Origin of the sequence: Rhizobium sp. SRDI969 (assembly GCF_025152725.1) — a bacterium.
Lineage (GTDB): Bacteria > Pseudomonadota > Alphaproteobacteria > Rhizobiales > Rhizobiaceae > Rhizobium > Rhizobium leguminosarum_I.
On sequence record NZ_CP104036.1, the window covers coordinates 607,824 to 629,103 of the forward strand.

Sequence of the window (21,280 nt, forward strand, 5' to 3'; positions counted from 1 at the left end):
GCCGGCATGACCGATATCCTTCCTATTGCCGGCAGGCCGCTGCTCCAGGTGAAAAATCTGACGGTCGAGTTCCCTCTGCGCACCGGCGTCTTTCGCGCGGTCAGCGACCTGTCTTTCTCGATCGAGCCGGGCAAGACGCTCTGTGTCGTCGGCGAAAGCGGATCCGGCAAGTCGGTGACGGCGCGTTCGATCCTGCAGATCGTCGATGCGCCCGGCCGTATATCCGGCGGATCGATCACACTGAACGATCAGAACGGCGGCTCGATCGATCTGACCAGCCTCAATCCGCGCGGGCGCCAGATCCGAGCGATCCGCGGCCGCGACATCGCCATGATCTTCCAGGAGCCGATGTCGTCGCTGTCACCGATCCACACGGTCGGCAACCAGATCGTCGAGGCGCTTCGCCTTCACACCAGGATGAACAAGGCAGAGGCGCGTGCTGAAGCCATATCGCTGCTTAAGCAGGTCGAGATTCCCTCGCCTGATAAAGCGCTGGACCGATATGCCTTTCAATATTCCGGCGGGATGCGTCAGCGTGCGATGATTGCCATGGCGCTCGCCTGCAAACCGCAGCTGCTGATCGCCGACGAGCCGACCACGGCCCTCGACGTGACGACCCAGGCTGAAATTCTCGACCTGATCGCCCGGCTGCAGAAGGCCAAGGGCATGGCCGTGCTCTTCATCACGCATGACATGGGCGTCGTAGCGCAGATCGCCGACGATGTGCTCGTCATGCACAACGGCGTTGCCAAGGAATATGCGCCGGTCGAGCAGATCTTTCATGCGCCGAAAGACGACTATACCCGGATGCTGATCGGCTCGGTGCTGAAGCTGGAAGCGAAGGCCGAGATCCGGCTGGCGCGCCCGCCGCTCGACACGACGGCGCCACCGATCCTCGAACTCCGCAATGTATCGATGGATTTCGGCGAGGTGAAAGCGCTGGACGATGTTTCCATTTCGCTTCTGCCGGGCGAAACACTCGGCATCGTCGGCGAGAGCGGATCCGGCAAGACGACGATGGGTCGCTCGATCATGCGGCTGATCGATCCCACGTCAGGCGAAATCCTCTATCGCCGTGCCGACGGCGACATCGTCGATCTGGCAACGGCAAAAGGTCAGACGCTCGCCGCCGCGCGGCGGGAATTGCGCATGGTGTTTCAGGATCCTTTCGGCTCTCTCAACCCGCGCATGACCGTCTCCCAGATCATCGGCGAGCCGCTGCTCGTCAATGGTGTCGCAAAGGGGCGGGCGCTGGAAGAGCGGGTTTGCCATCTTATGGAGCAGGTTGGTCTCGACCCGAGGGCACGTGAGCGCTATCCACACGCATTCTCCGGCGGCCAGCGTCAACGCATCGGCATTGCCCGCGCCATCACTCTCAATCCGCGCGTCATCGTTGCCGATGAGGCAACTTCGGCGCTCGATGTCTCGGTGCGCTCGCAGGTGCTCGATCTGTTGATGCGCCTGCAGGACGAACTCGGCCTCGCCTATATCTTCATCAGTCATGACATCGGCGTCATCCGCTACATGTGCGACCGTGTCGGCGTCATGTACAAAGGCCAGCTCGTCGAAATCGGCGATGCGGAGAAGGTCTGCCGCACACCCGAGCACGCCTATACGCAGGCGCTGATATCGGCAATCCCGCGCCCCGATCCACGTGATCGCGATCATTCGCGGCGGTTCCGCTACGTCGCGCCAGGCATTCTGAAGAATGGGAGTTCTCTGGGATGAAAATCACCGGGATCCGCACTTTTCTCATGCGTATCGGTCAGCCAGACCCCTCGAAATGGGCTTCCGACCAACGTGCGGGTGATGGCGTCTCCAAGCAGTTCGGCGGCACCAGAAACTGGCTCTTTCTGAAAATCGATACCGACGAGGGCATCACCGGCCTCGGTGAATGCTCCGGCTGGCCGCGCGTTGTCGAGACGGCGATCCATGATCTCGCCCCACTCCTCGTCGGCGAAGATCCGGCTCATACCGAGCGGCTGTGGCAGAAGATGCATATCGCCATGATGGGCCATGGCATGCTCGGGACGGTCGGCGGCGGTGCTGTGACCGGGATCGACATGGCGCTATGGGACATCAAGGGCAAGGCGCTCGGCGTGCCTGTCTGGATGCTGCTCGGCGGCAAGGTGCGCGACCGGATCCCGATCTATTCGCATGCAAATACACCCGAGCACGCACTTGCCCTCAAGGAGCGCGGCATAAAGGCGATCAAATGCGGCGGTGTCGCCGATCCGGTCCGCAAGGTCGCCGCCCTGCGTGAGGCCGTCGGCGACGACATGGACATCGCCATCGATCTGCATGGGCCGCCATGGCTGACGCCGGCGGATGCCTGCCGGCTGGTCCGGGCGCTCGAACCCTATGAATTGATGTGGGTGGAAGATCCGATCGCGCCGGAGAATATCGACGGCTACCGGCGGATCCGCGATGCAGCGCATGTGCCGCTTGCCGCTGGCGAACGTTCGGCAACCATATTCGGCGAGCGTGAGCTCATCGAGAAGGAACTGGTCGACGTGATCCAGCCGGACACGGGCCGGGCCGGCGGCATCACCCAGATGAAGAAGATCGCGGCCATGGCCGAGGCGCATCATATCCAGATGGCGCCGCATTCGGGCTCGCTCGGGCCGGTGGCGGAATATGCGGCTCTGCATCTGCTTGCGGCGATCCCGAACGCCCTCATCCTCGAGCGCCTCGACGATGACTGGGAGGGCCGCCGCCAGACGATCGTGCCGCATCCGCAACAGGTCGACGGCTTGATCGCCGTTCCCAATGGCCCGGGACTTGGCTGCGATATCGACGAGGCCTTCGTGGCGCGCTTCCCCAGCAACGGCAATGTCTCGGTGCCGCAAAGCGCCGGCGCCTACAATCCCGGAACCGACAACGAGCATCTCTACGTGCAGACGCGCCAGTCGCGCCGCAGCTATTTCAATCGCTAGAAGGACAGAAAGATGAAGATCGACCGCATGCGGGTTTTCATGACCCGCGACAAGGACCGTCCCCGCGTGATCGTCGCGCTCGACACCGATGACGGACTGACGGGCTGGGGCGAATGCTACAATCACGGCCCCGACAAGGCGCTTCCGCCGCTGCTGGATTATCTCTACGAATTTCTGTCCGGCGAGGATCCGACGCGCGTCGACTATCTCGTCAATCTGCTGATCCAGCAAAGCCGGTTCCCGCCGGGCGCGCTTGGCCTTGCCGCGATCTCCGCGCTCGATCACTGCCTGTGGGACCTTGCGGCGAAGGCGGCGAACGTCCCGGTCTACAAGCTGCTGGGCGGCGAAGTACGCGACCGCATCAAGGTCTATGCCGGAGTATACACCGCACCGGATGCGCCGGCGGCCCGCGACGAGTTCGATCGTCTGAAGGAGGGGTGGGGTTTTACCGCCTTCAAGCTTAGCCCCTGGCGTCTCGACATGCACGCACATCGCTGGGGCAATGTCGTCAAAGCCTCGGCGGATTATTTCCGCTCGCTGCGCGAAACGGTCAATGACGAATACGAGATTGCCTTCGACGCCCACGCCAAGATCTTCGAGCCGATCGCCGCAAGGCAACTCGGCAATGCGCTGGCCCCCTACGACCCGCTGTTTTACGAGGAACCGCTGCGTCCCGAGAACATCGAGGCCTGGGGCGATCTGAAACAAGGGCTCAACTGCGTGCTGGCGACAGGTGAGTCGCTCTATAACAGAAACGAGTTCCTGCGCCTGCTACAGGTCAAGGGCGCCGACCTCATCCAGCCAGATATCTGCGTTGTCGGCGGCATCAGCGAAATGCGCCGCATCGCCACACTCGCCGAAGCCTATTTCGTCGGTGTCGCGCCACATAATCCGATGGGTCCGCTTGCCACCGCGGTCAACGTTCATTTTTCGGCCGCGGCGCAGAATTTCCGCATCCTCGAATACCGGCTGCCAAAGGGGCAGGCCTACGTCTATGGCGGCATCGATATCGAGAAGCGGCAGGGAGAAACCCGCTACGTCGTCGATCCCTATCTGCCGAAGGACGGTTATCTCGAATTGCGTCCCGATCGGCCGGGCTGGGGCGTCGAAATTGACGAGAAGGCGATGGAAGAGGAAGGCTACATCCATTGGCAGCGGCGCGTGCCGAAGCGGCCCGACGGCTCCTACGCCTTCGCCTGAGGGCATTGCGCGCTTTCATAACAGGAGCTGGCCGCCCAGATGGACGCGGCCAGCGCCCGCAGGGCGACGCTTCCAGGCATCTGAGGATCAGAGACCCATTGCCATATGCAGTAGGTCTAGGCATCTTTCGGCAGCACCGAGCGAACCCTTGGCCAATCATGAGCCGCAAGGGCAACGGTTCGTCATTTCGTCAGGCGCCTGCGGCTCGGACGCGTTCCCCTTGGGTGCGGTGGTACCATCCGAAGACGTCAGCGAGCGTATCGAGCATCGCCTTGGCCGCGTCGGATTGAAGTGAATAGTAGATCGTCTGGGCAGCCCTTCGCGGCTGCACGAGTTCCTGCTCTCGAAGAATTGCCAAATGCTGGGAAGTCGAAGATTGGCTCAATCCCACTTCGTCGGCCAGAACGCCCACGGACATTTCTCCTTCGGCCAGCAGATGCAGAATGTGAAGCCGTTTGGCGTTCCCCATGGCCGACAAGAAGTTTGCTTCGTTGTCGAAGGCGTTGGATTCAGGGGAAGGCGCGGCTGACGATTGATTGTTCAAGGCGAGATCTCCTTTGGGGAACCAAAGCCGGGTCATATCCCCGAGCTTTAATTTAGAGATAACGCATGGGTGCGGGGCCGAAACCCATTATCGGCGCCGCATCGTCTTTTCCGGCGCGAATCGGATACGGCGCGCATCAAATGGACAGCGGCGGCAGATCATGTTCGAGGCCGGCATCCTTCGCCTATGCGTTAGCGCGGGCCGACCTGGCGCATTTGTGCGGGCAGTGTTTCCCAGGCCCGGATCAGTTCGCCGATAGAGGCCGCCTCCATCTTGTGCATGACATTGCTGCGATGCAGCTTGACTGTCACTTCGCTGATGCCGAGGTCGAAGGCGATCTGCTTGTTCAGACGTCCGCGCGCCACTTCATGCAGAACTTCGCGTTCACGCTGCGTCAGCGTTTCCAAGCGCTCGATATTGCGCTTGGCGATCGCGGCTTCCGCCCGTCGTTCGGCATCCATCGCAATGGCTGCACTGATGGCGTCGAGCAGCGTCTGGTCCCGCACCGGTTTGGTGAGAAAATCCACGGCACCGGCCTTCATCGCCTGGACGGTCATCGGGATGTCGCCATGCCCGGTCAGGAAGATGATCGGCTTGGAATTGCCATTTTCGGCCAGATGACGCTGCAGGTGGAGGCCGCTTGCCCCCGGCATGCGCACATCGAGGATCAGGCAGCCGGGGCTGTCCAAGATATCGGCGTCGAGCAATTCACGGGTCGAAGCAAAACTGGTCGACTGGAAACCCGCCGACAGGATCAACTCCGATAGCGCCTCGCGAACCGATGCGTCGTCATCGACGATAATGACAAGCGGCTGGTTCTCTTCATAAGTGCACTGCAGTGATAACGGCGCCGATCTCCGCTGCAACGGCTGGTCAACTCTCATGTCACCCTCCATCTGTCGATTTATGCAAAGCATTGGCGATGGCCGCCAGCAGGGCCTGGGCATCGAAGGGCTTGCGAAAAAATCCGCCCGCGCCTTGAGCGCGTCCCTGATCGGCTATCTCGTGGCGGCCGGTGATCAGGAACACCGGCAGCTCCGGACGTGACTTCCTCACGAGGTCACGAAGTTCGAAGCCATCGATGCCAGGCATTCCGATATCGGTGATGAGCAGGTCGAGGTCCGACAGCCCGTTGACGAGCAGCGAGCCCGCCGACGAGAAGCTGCGGGCCACATAACCCGCAGATTCCAGAAGGTCGCCCATCGATTCCAGCAACCTTGGATCATCATCGACGATTGCCACGACGTGTCTTGTCTTGTTCATGTTCAATTCCCTCCCACTCGGCGCGAGTGGGTTATTGGTATTTCCAATCTCTCCGCGATCCGCACCAGATCGGCGAGCGACGCCGCCGCCATTTTCTGCATCACATTTCTTCTGTGGATTTGCAGCGTTACTTCGCTGATTCCCAATTCGGCTGCCGCCTGCTTGTTGAGAAGGCCGCTGACAACGAGTGGCAGCACCTCGCGCTCGCGCGGCGTCAGGTCGAGATAGTGGCGTCTGAGCATGTCGATCTCGGCGCGCTCGGCTCTCTTTTCCCGATCCTGAGCAAGCGCCGCCTGGATTGCCGCCATGAGATCCGCATCGCTGAACGGTTTGGTCAGGAAATCCACCGCGCCATGCTTGATCGCACGCACGGAGGAGGGAATGTCGCCGTGTCCCGTAATGAAGACGATCGGCGGATGATCCCTGTCGGCGATCTGCCTCTGCAGATCGAGACCGTTGATGTCAGGCAGCTCGATATCCAGCACGAGGCAGGCGGGCACGTCCGGCTTGTCCGCTCTCACATAGTCGCCGGCCGATTCGAAGGCGATGGCGCGCATGCCGTGCGAGTCCAGCAGCTCGCCGAGCGCTTCCCGAACACGTTCATCATCGTCGACGATGAAGACGATATGGTCGTCAACCGTCATGGCACCGCCTTCGTTTCAATAGGCAATGTGAAGATCAACGTGGCTCCGCGAGGTTCGTTCTTCTCGGCCCACAATCGGCCACCATGCTGCTCGACGATCGAGCGGCAGATCGCCAGCCCCATGCCCATGCCATTTTCTTTTGTCGTGAAGAAAGGGTCGAACATCTTCTCGGGGAACTCGATACCGTGGCCGCGATCGCTGATTTCGGTCTGCACGACATTGCCGATGTGGCGCACGCGCATCTCGATCAACTTATCTCCTGCAATGGCTTCCATCGCCTCAATGCCGTTGCGGATCAGATTGATCAGAACCTGCTGGATCTGGATGCGATCGACTGCGATGAGCGGAAGGTTGCCGTCGACGTTCACGTCCATCCGAACGCGACGCCGCGACGTTTCGTCAGCCATGAGGTTGCGGGCTTCGTCGATGATGCTGGAGAGCGTCGTCTGGATCCTCCTGTCAACGGATTGTTTGAACAAGGCGCGAATGCGGCTGACGACATCCGCCGCCGAGTTGGCATCCCGGATGATGCGCTCGACCGTCCTCTGTGCACGCTCCATATTCGGCGGCTCGGCCATGAGCCAGCGCTGGCAGGCGTGTGAGTTGGTCACGACGGCCGCAAGCGGCTGGTTCACCTCGTGCGCGATGGAGGCCGAAAGCTCGGCCAGGCTCGCCACCTGGCTCGCCCGTGCAAGACCCTCTCGCGCTCGACGCAGATCTTCCTCCGCGTGAACTTCACCGTCGATATCGAGGCATATGACATTCCACTGGACGATGACGCCTTCGGCATTGCGCATCGGTGCCGCGCGCGTCTCGACCCAGCGATATTCACCATCATGGCGCCGCAGACGGTGCCTACGCGCATAGGGCTCGCCAGTGGACAATGAATGGGCATAGTTTTCTTTGACCCCTGCCACATCGTCGGGATGAACCCCGGCATCGAGTGTGCCGTCCAGCCGGGTTTTGCCTGTTCCATCCAACTCATCGAGATTATAACCGAGGAAGTCGCGCAGTTGCTGGCTGCGATAGATCGGCTCCCCATCAGGTGCTGCGCAATCGATCATTGCCGGCAGCGTTTCAACGAGCTGCGAGAGCGATCGTTCTCTCTCCCGCAGTGCCTCCTCGACGCGTAGTTGATCGTCGATGTCATGCGACAGGCCATACCATTGGACGATACGGCCGCTCTGATCCCGCAGCGGTTCGGCGCTGCCTTTCACCCAGCGGTAGACGCCGTCGGCGCGCCGCAGGCGATACTGCTTCGAAAAGCCCTCGCCGGTGACGAGGGAATGGTTGAGCGCTTCGGCGAGGCTGGCGGCATCATCGGGATGGACGGCGGCTTCGATGAGGGCTGCCAGCCGGCTCAAGCCGGGCTTTTCCATATCGGCGATGCCGAGACCGAGAAAATCGATCAGGCGCTGGTTGAAGAAGGTCGGGGTGCCTTCCGAGTTGAGCCGCCAGAGCAGGCTGGGAACCATATCCACCAGTTGCGAAAGCTCTCGCTCGCGGTCGCGCAGCGCTTCCTGCGCGCGCATCTCGTCGTCGATGTCGACTGAGATCACATACCATTGCATGATTGCGCCGCCTTGATCCCGCAGCGGTTCCGCGCGGCCGTCGACCCAGCGATAGGCACCGTCGAAACGGCGCATGCGGTATTTTATCGAGAAGGGATCGCCACTGGCGAGGGAATGGTGAACCGTCTCCAGCAACCTCAATGCGTCATCGGGATGGACGAGGGTGTGAATGACCGACGAGAGACGGCTCATGTCGGGCCTGTCCATATCGCCTACGTCGAGACCGAAAAAGTCGATCAGGCGTTTGTTGAAGAAGACCGGCTCCCCTTCCGGCGTCAGGCGCCTGATCTGAGCGGGGACCATGTCGACGAGCTGCGAGAGTTCGCGCTCTCGGTTACGCAACGCCTCCAGTGCGCGCACCTCATCGTCGATGTCGAGAGAAACGCCATACCATTCCGCGACCGTTCCGTTTTCGTCGCGCCGAGGCTCCACCCGGCACTCCGCCCAGCGGTAGACGTCATCCTTTTCGCGCCAGCGAAATCGCATCGCGCAGCCGTCGCCGGTTTCGAAGCAGTTCCGGAGCGTGCGCTGGATATCGGGAGCGTCTTCGGGATGAACCAGCTGCTGCAGCAGATCGTCGATGCGCGGTTCACCGAGAGCGTCGAAATTGGCGATAACCGAGCGGAAATGGTCCTGATACCGCTTGTTGAAATAGAACGACCCGCCGTTAGGCTCTACACTCCAGATGCGGACCGGCACGGCGTCTATGATCTGCTGAAGCTGTTGTTGGCTTCGACGCACAGCTTCCTCGGCATGGACCTGATCGTCGATGTCGTGGCAAAGGCCGTACCATTGGACAATGCGCCCCGCCTGATCCCGCATCGGCTCGGCCCGGCTCGACATCCAGCGATAAATTCCGTCGGCGCGGCGCAAGCGATAGCGGCTGGCGAAGTTCTCGCCCGTGAGAAGACACCTCCGCAGGGCATCACCGAACCCCACCGCATCCTCGGGATGAACAGTGGCGTCCAGGAGCGCCTCCAGCCGACTCATGCCCGGCTTATCGAAATCCACCACATCCAGGCCGAGGAAATCGACCATCCGCCTATTGAAGAATGTCGGCTCGCCATCGGGCGTCAGGCGCCACACATGGCTCGGAACCATATCCACGAGATGCGAAAGCTCCTCCTCCCGTTCCCGCAATGTTTCTATGCTTTGGCGCAAATTGAGCAATGCCGACTGGTGCTGCCGGGAAATGGCGGCCACGATGAGCGCCGAAAATGCCGAGATGGCCAGAAAAAGCTGCAGCATGACCTGCTTGTGCTTCTGGGACTCGGGATCGCCGGCGAACTGGCTGGTCCCCGTTATCGTAAACAGCGCCGTGATCAGGGCGAGGAGAGCCAAGGATACGGCAGCACCTTTGAACTCGAAGCGAACGGCAGCCCAAAGAAGGGGCGGCATGATGATGTATGCGAAGGGGAGGTAGCCGCTCAGAGAAAGAGCGGCAACGCCGAGAAAGATCAATCCCAGGACGCCAGCTTCCACCCATTGCGCGGCTGAGAGCTGGGTCTTGCCGCGCCAGCTATGAAATACAACCAGCGCCAGCGGCGCTACGATCAAGACGCCGGTGGCGTCTCCGATCCACCATAGAGGCCAAGCCGTTGCGAAGGATTGCGATTGCATGCCAAACCATGCCAGGGTCGCACTTCCCACAGTCGCGCTGACGATGGGCGCGATCCCTGCGCCCAGTACCACAAATGCCAAAACGTCCTGCAAGGTTTCAAACCGAACTGGCCGCTTCAAAGTCTGGTTGACGAGCCATGCTCCGGCCACCGCTTCAAGAGCGTTGCCGATGTAGATCAGGACGGCCGCCGGCAGGGGGCTGTGGAACCATGCGTAATTGCTGAACAATTCAGCCAGGCAGCCCCCCAGTACCCACCAAGGCCAGCTGTAGCGGGGGGCGAGGACAAGTGTCGCGATGAAAAGCCCCGCCGCAGGCCAGATGGAAATGCCGGTTCCAGGGACAATTGCGAGCGACTGCGCGAATCCGCATGCCAGCACATAGGCGACGATGAAAAGCCCCAGATGCAGGGGTCGGGGGCGGTGCGACCAGACGCTCATCATCAGCTGCTCCTGCCGGACAGGCAAAGCCAGCGGATCGTCGGCGTTTCGTACCGTAGTTCTTCTCGATTTCGGGGCTGGCGAGCTCATGTTCAAACCGTAACCCCGCCACATTACAACCGCAACTCATGGAAACCCATGCATTGCGCGGGGGTGTAGCCGCCGTGCCGGGGTCGACACTTTTGCGCGAACGAGAAATTGGGGACCTGTTCTGCCTTCCTGGTGGGGCATCCTCACCGTCGGGCTGGTTTTCCTAGACCTACGGATAAAGCGACCGATCCCCACGGACGATAGAGGGCGCCTGGTTTTCCAGTCATTGTCGATCCAATCGATCGCCAGACATTGAAGACGATGGGGAGCCCGTCGGCGATCTCGTCTTCATTCGCGCCGCGCAATGCAACAAAGGGGTGCTGAGATGAAAATCACGGTGGCGGGAGCAACAGGTGTTATCGGAACACGGCTCAGTGAAAACTTGCGCCAGTCCGGTCATCAAGTCGCGGCCGCATCGTTGTCGCTGGGCGTCGACACCATCACCGGAAAAGGCCTTGATGCGGCCTTGGCAGGGGCTGAGGTCATTGTTGATGTCACCAACGCGGCGTCCTTCGGCGACCGCTCCGCGCTGGATTTTTTCAGGGCTTCGACCAGGAATTTGCTTGCTGCCGCAGCTGAGGCCGGCGTCAACCACTATCTTGCACTTTCCGTCGTCGGTACGCCGCGTCTCGTTGAAAGCGATTACTTCCGCGCGAAAATGGTGCAGGAGAATCTCATCAGGGCGTCGAAGCGACACTATACTATTCTCCGCTCCACGCAGTTTTACGAGTTCATCAGCGGATTGATCGACACCGGTGCTGATGGTGATGTGTTTCGATTGCCGCCGGCGTTCATGAAACCGGTCGCAGCTGGAGACGTCGCCGCCTTGCTGGCGGAATTGGTAATGGGAGCGCCGTTCAACGATGTCGCCGAAATCAGCGGCCCGGAGCAATTCGGTATTGATGAAATCGCTCGGATCTATCTCGCCGCAAACGAAGATGAACGGCAGGTGGTAACGGATCCATCCGCCTCGTATTTCGGCGTTGAATTGACTGACGACGCGCTGCTTCCGGGCGCCGGCGCGCGCGTTGCAACCGAGAAGCTCTCCGACTGGCTCTACCAATCGATGGGGGAGTAGGTCATGTGGCTTTTGGCCGGCAGGTAAGGGATTTAAAATTGACCTGCCGCTGACCGGTATCGTTGCCGGGTCTGGTCTGAGCAATGCGTGCGGTCTCATTGGCTCACCGCAATCGTCAAATCGAGGTGAACGGGAATTCCAGGACTTGCTTTCCGAAAGATTGTGCACTAAGTAATCGCGTGCGATATAAAAGGAGTTTGACTATGTTGAAGATATTTGTCGCCGCTGTCGCGATCACCGCAGGTGGCCTTTTGAACGCCCATGCGGCCGAAAAGCCGACGGTCGTCCTTGTGCATGGCGCATTTGCCGATGCCTCCAGTTGGAATGGCGTGATCACACGTCTTGAAAAAGATGGATATCCGGTGGTGGCGGTCGCTAATCCGCTTCGAAGCGTAACGTCCGATGGCGATTACGTCGGCAAAGTGGTTGCTGGATTGAAGACCGACGTCGTTCTCGTCGGCCACTCCTACGGTGGCTCAGTGATCAACGAGGCAGCAGCCGGCAGCGCCAATGTCAAATCGCTCGTCTTCGTCGCGGCGTTCGCGCCCGATCTTGGGGAAACGGCCCTTGTGCTTTCGGGCAAGTTTCCCGGAAGCACGCTCGCACCGACCCTCGCGGAACCCGTGCAGTTGGATGGGGGAGTAAAGGACCTGTACATCAAGCAGAGCGCGTTTCACGATCAATTCGCTGCAGATGTATCCAAGGCGGATGGCAAGCTGATGGCCGCAACACAGCGCCCAATCACCGATAAGGCTCTTGGCGAGGCCTCGACCGTGGCGAGCTGGAAGAAGATCCCGTCTTGGTTCGTCTATGGTGACGCGGATAAAAACATACCGCCAAAGGCGCTAGGATGGATGGCGGAACGAGCGGGTTCTAAAGAGACGGTTGTGGTTAAAGGCGCGTCTCACGTCGTGATGGTCTCTCATCCCGATAAAGTCGCGAAGGTCATCGAAGACGCTGCGTCCAATAAATAAACGGCGCATTGTGGTTCTGCGACCGGATCAGCATTGATCCGGTCGTGGTAAGGCAATACGCAATGCGAGATACCGAAGTTTCTTTTCTCTCGAACTGTCGGGGCCATATCCTGTCCCAAGCCGATGGCCGTGAACCGTCGCGATCTCATGGACGGGTGATCCTGTAGACCAGCAAATCATCTGAATCCACAAGCTTGGTTGCGGTCTTGTCCAGATAGTCGATGACACCATCATGATGCTCGACGAATAGCCGGTCCTGCTTGTCGACGGCGTTCTTGGCCGCGCCGAACAGATCCGCGCCTTGCGCGCGCAATTCCTCGAGCTGTGCGATCGCGGTGGCGTCATCCGCGACGAATTTCGACCATTCGACTTCGCCTCCGCCAGGCGGGAACAACCAGCCGCGCGCCCTGCTGTAGTAGACTGCGACGGGATCGCCGACCTCGGGCGCGATGGCGACGACGAGGTCGCCCGGTTGCGCCAACCGCGCCAGTTCCTCGCCAAGCAGCTTGCCCTTCATGGCGATTGGCTTCTTCATCGTCCTGACGAGCGGCAATGTCGACCAGGCAAGCCCGACGGCCACGATGCAGATCGAGCGAAGCACAACCGCCGGCGTTAGAATGCCTCGAGATGCAAGCGTTGCCAGAAGCAGCGCGCCGTGGCCGCAGAACATCGCGACCGGCACATGGAAGATGTGGAAGTTCCACACATTGCTGGTGATCTCGCCGGCCGCAGCCAGATAGACGATCATGGCCGCAGCCAACCACACATAGGGAATGGCCGAAAGAGTGCGTTGCTTCGGGTCTTCGGCGGGGCTGGGCGGCATCCACAAGCCGACGGCCAGCAGCACCAAGAACGGATAGCCGTAGAACCACAAGACCGAGGTGTTCCATAAGGATTCGAAGTAGAATCTATCCCTGACATATGTCCAGAAGCCGTCATCCCAGATATAGCCGCCGGTGCCGGCGACATGAAACGGCGGATAGCTGCGGCCGAGATAAATCGCCCAGCTGAAATAAGCGCCAATGATGGCCAGGCTCAAAAGCCCCGACAGGAAAACCCAGGTCGCCTGCTTTCGCTTCTTCTCGAGAATCCAGCAGGCCATCAGATAGACGATGACGGCGCCGGCAGCGATGCCTGGTGGCTTTGACAGCACGCCGAGCGAGAAGCAGACCGTGGCGAGCGGCAAGAGCCAGCCGCTGCCGCCCGCCCAGTATTTGACGAACAGCCAGACGCCAAGAGTGACCAAGGCCAGCATCGCGGGATCGGGAAGAAACGAGCTGTCGATCATGATTGCCGCCGGCATCAGCGCGTAGGCCAGTGCCGCCGCGTGGGCGTGCATCTCATCCCAGCAGAGCGCCGTTAACCGGTGCAGCGAAAACACCGTCACCAGACCGAAGAAGGCAGCAACCGTGCGGCCGAACCAGTCGTGCCAGCCGAAGAGCTGGTAGAGCAAGGCTGTGAGATAGCTGACGATCTGGAACTCGCGGCCCTGATAGCTTGGCCCGGGTCCGGTCCAGCTGACCTCCGGAAAGAAGATGTTCCAGCTGCGCTGCTGGAAATTGTCGGCCATCATTGCCGTGCTTATCTCGCGCCAGCTGAAGCCGTCGACCAGCGGCAAGGTGATCTTGTGGAATCTGAAGACGATCGCAATAAACAGGATCCCCAGAAAGATCGCGGTGTCGAGGTTCAGGTAGTTGCGAGCAGCCATGTCCCGGTCGGTCGTCTGCTGCTGACCCTGCTGACCATTGGCCTGATTCAATTCCGGGTCGTGCGTTATCTGAAACCGTGTCCTCCCTTCCGCCCGACGCGGCGCGATATGCGCCGGCATCGGATCGAGAGCAAGATTAGGCTGAGCGGGATCTCGCCGCCGGCGCGGCCGGCTGCGGAGCGGTTCGGAGGCTTCACCGGGCAGCGTCTTGGAAGGCTTGCGGGGCGGTTTTCTCATGATGGCAGTTCATCAGCAAAGCCTTAAAAAGCAATTCACCCAGATTGATTAGTGACTCATTCAAACATAACAAGAACATCAGCGGGGCGGCTGCCAATCTGGAAACTGAGGTATGGAGTGCGGGATGCGCAAGCCGCCGATCAGCGAAGCGGTGGGAGACGATGAGCGTGTGGAGGTGATCGCCTATCGAAGGGCGCCGCTATCGGCATTCTGCTGGAAATACAGCCGATTGGTATCTGGCGGCCGGTAAGATAATGAGCGAGCATATATCCATGCTGGATGAACGGCGTTCACCGCGGCATCCTAGATCAGTGCTTCGGGGATGCCCCAAGGTTGACGAAAAGACATCCATTGCCGATCTCTATTTGCGTCAGAAGGTCCGCCCTTACCTCTTCGCCAACAACCGCCTTTAAGTGTCGCCACTTTTGGCCCTTCGGATGTGCCGGCACCGGTACGCCTTCTCGCAAAAACAGCGTTACTTCAGGAGCTTCATCTGATTTGTAGATGCAAATTCTCAACGGCTCAAGTCCTGTTGGCAGCATTTATTGTGCACTGCAAAACAAGAAATGGCAAACATTCATTTGCCGGGTAAGTCAACATTGGGCGGGATTCCGGCGGCTAGCGTTGGAGTGGCAGCGGAAGGTCCAAAGGATTGGTATCGGATTACGCGGGCTTCCAGGCCGCCGCACGGATCGTCGGCGACGCCTCGGTAATGAGTTGACAGCACGCGGGAGTTTATCGGCAACACCGGCCGTCATGCCGTCGGGCTAGCAATGCGCGTGGTAAAGGGCTGGCGGTTGGAGGACGCCTTTCCAACGACTTGGTTGTCGGCGAGAGTGGCGTGTGAACTGGCCCGGCCGAGGGCGCGGTTAAAGGAAGGCGGCGGGCCCTCATATTGCCCACCGCCCACCCCTCCCGGCGTCCGCCGCCACGGTCGGGAGGAGCGCTGAGCCTATCTGAGCCAAGCTACGGTTTGTATCCAAGCAGACAAACAAAGATGCGGTGTCATTCCACAGTCACATAAGCATTTGTGAGGAGTGGTTTGCCGACAGGCGAATGTCATTGAAGTTGCTGCGATCATTGTCGCGGTGCCTGTGGATAGGCTGTGGATATTCGGTGGATGACAGGATCAATAGCGCGCGATAACGTCGCAGTTTCCAATCGCATGTTGCCTATCCGTTCCGAATCTCGTCATTCTACCGTTGCTGCTGTCGACTTCCGCCGCAAACGTCGTCGATCGCATGCCACGGGGCGCTCCGACTGATGTCGTGGAGCGCCCTTTTCTTTGGATTCGGCGTCTCGTCACAAAAGAGGGTATGAGAACCGTAGCTGAGCCTCGCATATCGTTGCTCATGCCATAGATTACGCCAATCGGTCGATGATCAATCGGGCGACACCGACCCCGGTGACCGGCCGGTACCTATTCATAACTTTCGGGAGTTGCATGATGGAATATCGACGTTTGGGAAAGTCTGGCCTGAAAGTGAGCGAGTTCTCTTTCGGCTCATGGGTCACATTCGGCAAACAGGTCAATGGAGGCGACGCCGTCGACCTCATGAAGCTTGCCTACGACAACGGGGTGAACTTCTTCGACAATGCTGAAGGATACGAAAGCGGCACGTCCGAGATCGTGATGGGCGAGGCGCTCAACCGACTTGGCTGGAGCCGTGATAGCTTCGTCGTCTCCAGCAAGGTCTTCTGGGGAGGCGAGAAGCCGACACAGCGCGGCCTGTCGCGCAAGCATGTGACCGATGCCTGCCATGCAGCGCTCAAGCGGCTTCAGGTCGACTACCTCGACCTTTACTTCTGCCACCGCCCGGATATCGACACCCCGATCGAGGAAACGGTCCGGGCAATGCATGATCTCGTCGCCCAAGGCAAGGTGCTCTATTGGGGCACGTCGGAATGGTCCGCACAGCAATTGACGGAAGCCTACGCCATTGCCCGGGACTTGCGCATCACGCCGCCGACCATGGAGCAGCCGCAGTACAACATCTTCGAACGCCAGAAGGTCGAGTCTGACTACCTGCCGCTCTATGACCTGATGGGCCTTGGCACCACGATCTGGTCGCCGCTGGCCTCCGGCGTCCTGACCGGCAAATACAATGACGGTATTCCGGCCGACAGCCGTATGAACCTGCCGGGCTACGAATGGCTGAAGGAGAAGTGGTCCAGCGATGCCGGCCGCGCCCAGCTCAGACAAGTCGGCGAGCTCGCCAAGCTCGCGGACGAGATCGGCATGTCGATCACGCATCTCGCCCTTTTGTGGTGCCTTGCCAATCGCAACGTCTCGACCGTCATTCTTGGAGCCTCGCGCGCCAGCCAGTTGCAGGACAATCTCGCGGCCCTCTCACACCGACAGAAGATGACGTCTGACGTCCTGGACCGGATCGACACGATCGTCGGAAACAAGCCCGAAGCACCGCGTCGCTTCTAGGCGAACAAATCTCCCTCGACGAGCCGGATTAAGTGTCGTCGAGGGAAAAGCGCCAGCTATGTTACCAGCACCATGGCGCTGCGGACGGCGGTGGGAACGTTCGAGAATGTGAGGTGCCGCGTAGCGACCCGTACATCCCGATTTCGGTCGTTAGCGAAACACGTCTTCATCGCAGACTACCGCCCCGCTAGTTGCCCCAGACGACGGCTTCCTCATGACGCTTGATCAGGTGGCGCAAGCTCTCGAAGCCGGACCTGACAAACTCGGCGAAGTGATCGACCGCTGGAGCCCGAGGAGCATCACTTCGCGTCAGGATGGCAAGAGCTCGTTCAGGATGCGGAATGTTGACAGGAAGAGCGGTGATCGCCTTCTCCTTTCGCAACGCGAAGACGACGCTGTGCGGCATAACTGTCAAGGCGTCGGCCGCTTTGAGGTAGTTGATGACGCCCATAAGCGAGCCGCCGGAGTAGCGGATCTTAATTTCGGTCGCTCCGAAGGACAGAAGAAGCGCCCGAAGATCGGCGAGCAGGGGACTGCCTGGCGGGGGCGCCACCCAGGGGTAGTCGAGAAGCTCGCCCGGCCGCGGGCGCCGTTTCATGAGGAGGGGGTGCGTCGAGCGGCAGGCGATGACATTCCGACCTGGCAGTATCTGCTGGAACTCTAGGCCGGAGCCTTCTTCGAGGATGTCGATCGGGCAGACGGCCAGGTCGATCTGGTCGGCCTTGAGGGCTGCGCGGAGATCGGGAAGATAGCCGTAGCTCTGTTCGACCCGCACGTCGGGATGTGTCTGCTGGAACTCAGCGCAGAACTGCGCGATCAGAGCGTCCATGAAAAAGGGCGTGCCACCGACGCGGACGCCGCCGCTCCTCCCCATTCGGAAACTGTCGACGAGGTCGGAGGCTTTTCGAGACGCGGCGAGCATGACCAGGCCGTGCTCCGCCAGCGACAGCCCGAACGGCGTCGCCTGCAGTGGCCTGCGCCCTTTGACGAAAAGAGCTTCGCCCACCCGCTTTTCCAGCATCGAGAGCGCTCGGGACATTGCCGGCTGGGCCAGACCCAGCAAAGCAGCACCTTCCGTGACGCCGCCAGCTTTGACCACGGCCGCAAGCTGAATGAGGTGACGTTCGTCGATCTTCATAACAATCTGTTATACTGATCCTCTGCAAAATCATCAACGCTCGACTTCCATCGTGCTAGGCTTCTCATATGTCGATCGGGAGGAGACGATGATGACAGGGAGTGCCAGGGCGCTCACATTCGACGAGGCCACGTCATCCGAAGCCTTTGCCGAACGCTTCAGCGCGAACCGGAACGGCAAATTGGCCCACCTGATCGCTGCGGCCGTGACGCATGTTCATGACCTCATCAAGGAGTTCCGCCCGAGCCCGGACGAGTGGCGCAAGGTCATCCAGTTTCTAACCGAAGTCGGGCACGCCTCTGACGAGCGCCGTCAGGAATGGGTGCTGCTTTCGGACCTCATCGGCGCTTCCGCGCTGGTGGAAGAAATCAACTCACGTCGACAGAAGGGTGCGACGCCGAATACAATCCGCGGGCCTTTCTATCGGGACGACGCCCCTGAGCGTTCATCCGGAGCCTCGATCTCGGTCGATGGAAAGGGAGAGCCCCTAGGCGTCTCCGTGCGTGTGCAGGATCTCGACGGGCTTCCCATCGGGGGCGCCGAGGTTGTGACGTGGCAGGCCAACGCCGAGGGCTTCTACGAAAACCAGCAACCGGATCTCCAACCAGAGCACAATCTACGCGGACTGTTCAGGACCGACGCGGAAGGCTGCGTCATGTATCGCTCGGTGATGCCCGCCGGCTATGGCGTGCCGGAGGATGGGCCCGTAGGCCGCCTGCTGAAAGGCGCCGGCTATCCGCTGCATCGTCCGGCTCATCTTCAGTTCGTTGTCAGAGCCAAGGGGTTCGAAACGATTACGACGCACATCTACGATTCAAACGATCCACGTCTTGCGGAGGATGCCCTTTTCGGTGTCCGACCGGACCTCGTCGCGCGGTTCGAACCTGCACAGGTCGACGGTCGGCGGGGCAGGTCGGTCGATCTGACCTTTGTGATGGTTCGCGCAAGACCGGGGAGGCAGGGATGATACGGCCGTTCTGCTACGCAGGCAGTCCCGCCCAGATCGTTTTCGGCAACGACAGCATTGGCAGTGTCGGCGCATGGATGGCCAAGGCCGGGCGCAAGCGCGCGCTTGTGCTCTCGACGCCGCACCAGAAAGCGGACGCGGAAGAGCTGGCCAATAAAATCGGCGAACTGGCCTGCGGCGTCTTCTCGGGGGCGGTCATGCACACACCCGTGGAGGTGACCGAGACTGCCATGAAGGTGGTGCTCGATACGGCTGCCGACTGCGTCGTCTCGCTCGGTGGGGGATCGAGCACCGGGCTCGGCAAGGCGATCGCCTATCGCAACGACATTTTTCAGATCGTCGTGCCGACGACCTATGCCGGGTCGGAGGTGACGCCAATTCTTGGCCAAACCGAAGGCGGTCGGAAGACAACGGTGCGGGACGCGAAGATCTTGCCGGAGATCGTGATCTACGATCCGTCTCTTACCCTGGGGTTGCCTGTCGCGATGAGCGCGACAAGCGGCCTGAATGCAATGGCCCATGCATTGGAAGGTCTCTATGCCCGTGATCGCAATCCGGTCTCGACGCTCATGGCGCTTGAAGGCCTGCGGGCGTTCAAACTTAGCCTGCCGAAGATCGTGAAGTCACCGAACGACACGGACGCCCGCAGCGACGCGCTCTACGGCGCCTGGCTTTGCGGCACGGTCCTCGGTGCCGTCGGGATGGCGCTGCATCACAAGATCTGCCACACGCTCGGCGGTTCTTTCGATACGCCGCATGCCGAAACACATGCTGTCATGCTGCCGCATACCGCGGCTTTCAATGCAGCGGCGGCCGCTGCGGAGCTTTCCCAGGCAGCGGCGGTATTCGGCGGCTCGATCGGTGGCGGTCTTTGGGATTTTTCCAAGCAGATCGGTGCGCCGATGTCACTCAAGGATTTCGGAATGACGCAGGCCGATCTAGACCGCGCCGCGTCGATCGCTGTCGAAAATCCGTACTGGAACCCTCGGCCGATAGACCTTCAATCGATCAGGAAGCTTCTTCAGGACGCCTGGGAGGGACGACGTCCAGAAGATTGAAATTTGGCACGCCGGACGGCGCGCTCTTTGGGAGGAGAGGGACAATGGGAGGAAGCATGTTCACGAGACGCGATTTTCTGAAAACAACTGCGACCGGCGGGGCCATCATAGCGACGTCCAGCCTTGCCGCTCCGGCAATCGCCCAGAACGCGGCCATCAAGCTTGGCTACGTCAGCCCGCAAACCGGCCCGCTTGCCGCCTTTGGCGAGGCCGACAAATTCGTCATCGATTCGTTCCTGGCGACGACAAAGAAGCTCGGCCTGACCTATGAGGTTGTGGTCAAGGATAGCCAGTCCAATCCTAACCGCGCGGCCGAGGTCGCAAAGGAGCTTATCGTCGACGACCAGGTCAATCTGATGCTGGTTTCTTCCACGCCGGAAACGACCAACCCGGTTTCGACGACCTGCGAAGGCGAGCAAATGCCTTGCATTTCCACGGTGGCTCCTTGGCAGCCGTGGTTCATCGGCCAGCAGGGCAATCCCGGCGATCCCTCATCATGGAAGCCATTTGACTACGCCTACCACTTCTTCTGGGGCCTCGAGGATATCATTGCCGTCTTCACGGGCATGTGGGGTCAGATCGACACCAATAAGAAGGTCGGCGGGCTCTTTCCCAACGACGGCGACGGCAACGCGTGGGGCGACAGGGTGGTGGGGTTTCCGCCAGTCCTAGAAAAACTGGGTTACGGACTGACTGACACCGGCCGCTACCAGAACCTGACGGACGACTTCTCCGCGCAGATCAACGCCTTCAAGCAGGCGGGTACCGACATCCTTACCGGCGTGATGATACCGCCGGATCTCACCACCTTCTGGAACCAGGCGAAACAGCAGGGATTGAAACCGAAAATCGCCTCGATCGGCAAGGCGCTGCTCTTTCCGCAGACGGTCGAAGCGTTGGGCGATGCTGGTCATAACCTGTCCACGGAAGTCTGGTGGACGCCCAGCCACCCCTTCAAATCGTCACTCACAGGCGAGACGGCAGTCACCGTCGCCAACGCATTCACCAAGTCGACCGGCCGCCCATGGACACAACCTATCGGCTTCGCCCACGCGTTGTTCGAGATCGCCGTCGACGTGATGAAGCGAGCGGGAGAGGTTGGCGACGGAGACGCTGTTGCCAAGGCCATAGGGGAGACCAAGCTCGATACACTTGTCGGGCCGATCGCGTGGGGCAACGAGAAGCTTCCGCCATTTGCGCAGAAGAATGTTGCCAAAACGCCTCTCGTCGGCGGCCAGTGGCGCCTGAAGTCGGGCGGCGGCTACGATCTCGTCGTCGTCGAAAACGGGCTGGCGCCCAATGTGCCGCTGGGCGGTAAGCTCGAAGTTTTGGCCTAAGGCAAAAGCTCTGCCCGGCGCCCGAGCCGGGCGGAACTGA

The 21,280-nt window shown here is 60.4% G+C and carries 16 protein-coding genes; 9 read left to right on the top strand and 7 right to left on the bottom strand.

Going from position 1 to position 21,280, the window contains the following annotated elements; all coding sequences use genetic code 11:
- The first annotated feature begins 6 nt into the window (after positions 1 to 6).
- Genes N2A41_RS27015 through N2A41_RS27025 form a run of 3 tightly spaced genes read left to right on the top strand, consistent with a single transcriptional unit; the run spans position 7 to position 4,136 of the window.
- Positions 7 to 1,728, top strand: a complete 1,722-nt coding sequence (locus tag N2A41_RS27015; protein WP_260111267.1) for an ABC transporter ATP-binding protein — start codon at positions 7 to 9, stop codon at positions 1,726 to 1,728.
- Positions 1,725 to 2,936 carry a mandelate racemase/muconate lactonizing enzyme family protein gene (locus N2A41_RS27020; RefSeq protein ID WP_260111268.1) on the top strand — a complete coding sequence of 404 codons (1,212 nt, stop codon included), beginning with the start codon at positions 1,725 to 1,727 and terminating at the stop codon, positions 2,934 to 2,936. Before N2A41_RS27015 ends, N2A41_RS27020 begins: the two co-directional genes overlap by 4 nt.
- A 12-nt stretch (positions 2,937 to 2,948) precedes the next feature.
- Positions 2,949 to 4,136 carry a mandelate racemase/muconate lactonizing enzyme family protein gene (locus N2A41_RS27025; RefSeq protein WP_222295459.1) on the top strand — a complete coding sequence of 396 codons (1,188 nt, stop codon included), beginning with the start codon at positions 2,949 to 2,951 and terminating at the stop codon, positions 4,134 to 4,136.
- A gap of 190 nt (positions 4,137 to 4,326) precedes the next feature.
- On the opposite strand, the gene N2A41_RS27030 is transcribed toward N2A41_RS27025, so the two are convergent.
- The 5 genes from N2A41_RS27030 to N2A41_RS27050 form a co-directional block, all read right to left on the bottom strand.
- Complete coding sequence (locus tag N2A41_RS27030) at positions 4,327 to 4,680, bottom strand: ArsR/SmtB family transcription factor (protein ID WP_017967391.1); 354 nt, start codon at positions 4,678 to 4,680, stop codon at positions 4,327 to 4,329.
- Between the two features lie 191 nt (positions 4,681 to 4,871).
- Complete coding sequence (locus N2A41_RS27035) at positions 4,872 to 5,564, bottom strand: response regulator transcription factor (protein ID WP_170258415.1); 693 nt, start codon at positions 5,562 to 5,564, stop codon at positions 4,872 to 4,874.
- Position 5,565: 1 nt separating this feature from the next.
- Entirely contained in the window at positions 5,566 to 5,943 is a 378-nt protein-coding gene (locus N2A41_RS27040) for a response regulator (protein ID WP_162116410.1), read from the bottom strand.
- A 2-nt stretch (positions 5,944 to 5,945) separates the two neighbouring features.
- Positions 5,946 to 6,587, bottom strand: a complete 642-nt coding sequence (locus N2A41_RS27045) for a response regulator transcription factor (RefSeq protein ID WP_162116382.1) — start codon at positions 6,585 to 6,587, stop codon at positions 5,946 to 5,948.
- Complete coding sequence (locus tag N2A41_RS27050) at positions 6,584 to 10,219, bottom strand: PAS domain-containing protein (RefSeq protein WP_260111269.1); 3,636 nt, start codon at positions 10,217 to 10,219, stop codon at positions 6,584 to 6,586. The genes N2A41_RS27045 and N2A41_RS27050 overlap by 4 nt, the downstream gene beginning before the upstream one ends.
- Before the next feature lie 412 nt (positions 10,220 to 10,631).
- Here N2A41_RS27050 and N2A41_RS27055 point away from each other — a divergent pair, with 412 nt between their 5' ends.
- On the top strand, positions 10,632 to 11,384 hold the full coding sequence (locus N2A41_RS27055) for an SDR family oxidoreductase (protein WP_260111270.1): 753 nt from the start codon (positions 10,632 to 10,634) through the stop codon (positions 11,382 to 11,384).
- 203 nt (positions 11,385 to 11,587) lie between these two features.
- Positions 11,588 to 12,358: an alpha/beta fold hydrolase gene (locus N2A41_RS27060; RefSeq protein WP_260111271.1), complete on the top strand. Its 771-nt coding sequence runs from the start codon at positions 11,588 to 11,590 to the stop codon at positions 12,356 to 12,358.
- A gap of 145 nt (positions 12,359 to 12,503) precedes the next feature.
- Here the strand turns inward: N2A41_RS27060 and N2A41_RS27065 are convergent, their stop codons facing one another.
- A complete protein-coding gene (locus N2A41_RS27065) occupies positions 12,504 to 14,135 on the bottom strand; it encodes an ArnT family glycosyltransferase (RefSeq protein WP_260111451.1) in 1,632 nt (543 codons plus the stop codon).
- Between the two features lie 1,615 nt (positions 14,136 to 15,750).
- On the opposite strand from N2A41_RS27065, the gene N2A41_RS27070 reads away from it, so the two are divergent.
- On the top strand, positions 15,751 to 16,740 hold the full coding sequence (locus N2A41_RS27070; RefSeq protein ID WP_260111272.1) for a potassium channel beta subunit family protein: 990 nt from the start codon (positions 15,751 to 15,753) through the stop codon (positions 16,738 to 16,740).
- A gap of 187 nt (positions 16,741 to 16,927) precedes the next feature.
- On the opposite strand, the gene N2A41_RS27075 is transcribed toward N2A41_RS27070, so the two are convergent.
- Positions 16,928 to 17,878 carry a LysR family transcriptional regulator gene (locus tag N2A41_RS27075; RefSeq protein ID WP_260111273.1) on the bottom strand — a complete coding sequence of 317 codons (951 nt, stop codon included), beginning with the start codon at positions 17,876 to 17,878 and terminating at the stop codon, positions 16,928 to 16,930.
- 88 nt (positions 17,879 to 17,966) lie between these two features.
- Here N2A41_RS27075 and N2A41_RS27080 point away from each other — a divergent pair, with 88 nt between their 5' ends.
- From N2A41_RS27080 to N2A41_RS27090, 3 genes are read left to right on the top strand one after another with little or no spacing between them, the layout of a single operon-like run.
- Complete coding sequence (locus N2A41_RS27080) at positions 17,967 to 18,845, top strand: dioxygenase family protein (protein WP_260111274.1); 879 nt, start codon at positions 17,967 to 17,969, stop codon at positions 18,843 to 18,845.
- The gene (locus tag N2A41_RS27085) at positions 18,842 to 19,903 is read left to right on the top strand and encodes a maleylacetate reductase (protein WP_260111275.1); all 1,062 of its coding nucleotides are present in this window, start codon (positions 18,842 to 18,844) and stop codon (positions 19,901 to 19,903) included. The genes N2A41_RS27080 and N2A41_RS27085 overlap by 4 nt, the downstream gene beginning before the upstream one ends.
- 56 nt (positions 19,904 to 19,959) lie before the next feature.
- On the top strand, positions 19,960 to 21,240 hold the full coding sequence (locus N2A41_RS27090) for an ABC transporter substrate-binding protein (protein ID WP_018480654.1): 1,281 nt from the start codon (positions 19,960 to 19,962) through the stop codon (positions 21,238 to 21,240).
- Positions 21,241 to 21,280: the final 40 nt, after the last annotated feature.

Bases quoted from the DNA above. Each gene is read 5' to 3' on its own strand.
- N2A41_RS27015 (WP_260111267.1), top strand. From the start codon at position 7: ATGACCGATATCCTTCCTATTGCCGGCAGGCCGCTGCTCCAGGTGAAA.
- N2A41_RS27020 (WP_260111268.1), top strand. From the start codon at position 1,725: ATGAAAATCACCGGGATCCGCACTTTTCTCATGCGTATCGGTCAGCCA.
- N2A41_RS27025 (WP_222295459.1), top strand. From the start codon at position 2,949: ATGAAGATCGACCGCATGCGGGTTTTCATGACCCGCGACAAGGACCGT.
- N2A41_RS27035 (WP_170258415.1), bottom strand. From the start codon at position 5,564: ATGAGAGTTGACCAGCCGTTGCAGCGGAGATCGGCGCCGTTATCACTG.
- N2A41_RS27040 (WP_162116410.1), bottom strand. From the start codon at position 5,943: ATGAACAAGACAAGACACGTCGTGGCAATCGTCGATGATGATCCAAGG.
- N2A41_RS27045 (WP_162116382.1), bottom strand. From the start codon at position 6,587: ATGACGGTTGACGACCATATCGTCTTCATCGTCGACGATGATGAACGT.
- N2A41_RS27050 (WP_260111269.1), bottom strand. From the start codon at position 10,219: ATGATGAGCGTCTGGTCGCACCGCCCCCGACCCCTGCATCTGGGGCTT.
- N2A41_RS27055 (WP_260111270.1), top strand. From the start codon at position 10,632: ATGAAAATCACGGTGGCGGGAGCAACAGGTGTTATCGGAACACGGCTC.
- N2A41_RS27060 (WP_260111271.1), top strand. From the start codon at position 11,588: ATGTTGAAGATATTTGTCGCCGCTGTCGCGATCACCGCAGGTGGCCTT.
- N2A41_RS27070 (WP_260111272.1), top strand. From the start codon at position 15,751: ATGGAATATCGACGTTTGGGAAAGTCTGGCCTGAAAGTGAGCGAGTTC.
- N2A41_RS27075 (WP_260111273.1), bottom strand. From the start codon at position 17,878: ATGAAGATCGACGAACGTCACCTCATTCAGCTTGCGGCCGTGGTCAAA.
- N2A41_RS27080 (WP_260111274.1), top strand. From the start codon at position 17,967: ATGATGACAGGGAGTGCCAGGGCGCTCACATTCGACGAGGCCACGTCA.
- N2A41_RS27085 (WP_260111275.1), top strand. From the start codon at position 18,842: ATGATACGGCCGTTCTGCTACGCAGGCAGTCCCGCCCAGATCGTTTTC.
- N2A41_RS27090 (WP_018480654.1), top strand. From the start codon at position 19,960: ATGTTCACGAGACGCGATTTTCTGAAAACAACTGCGACCGGCGGGGCC.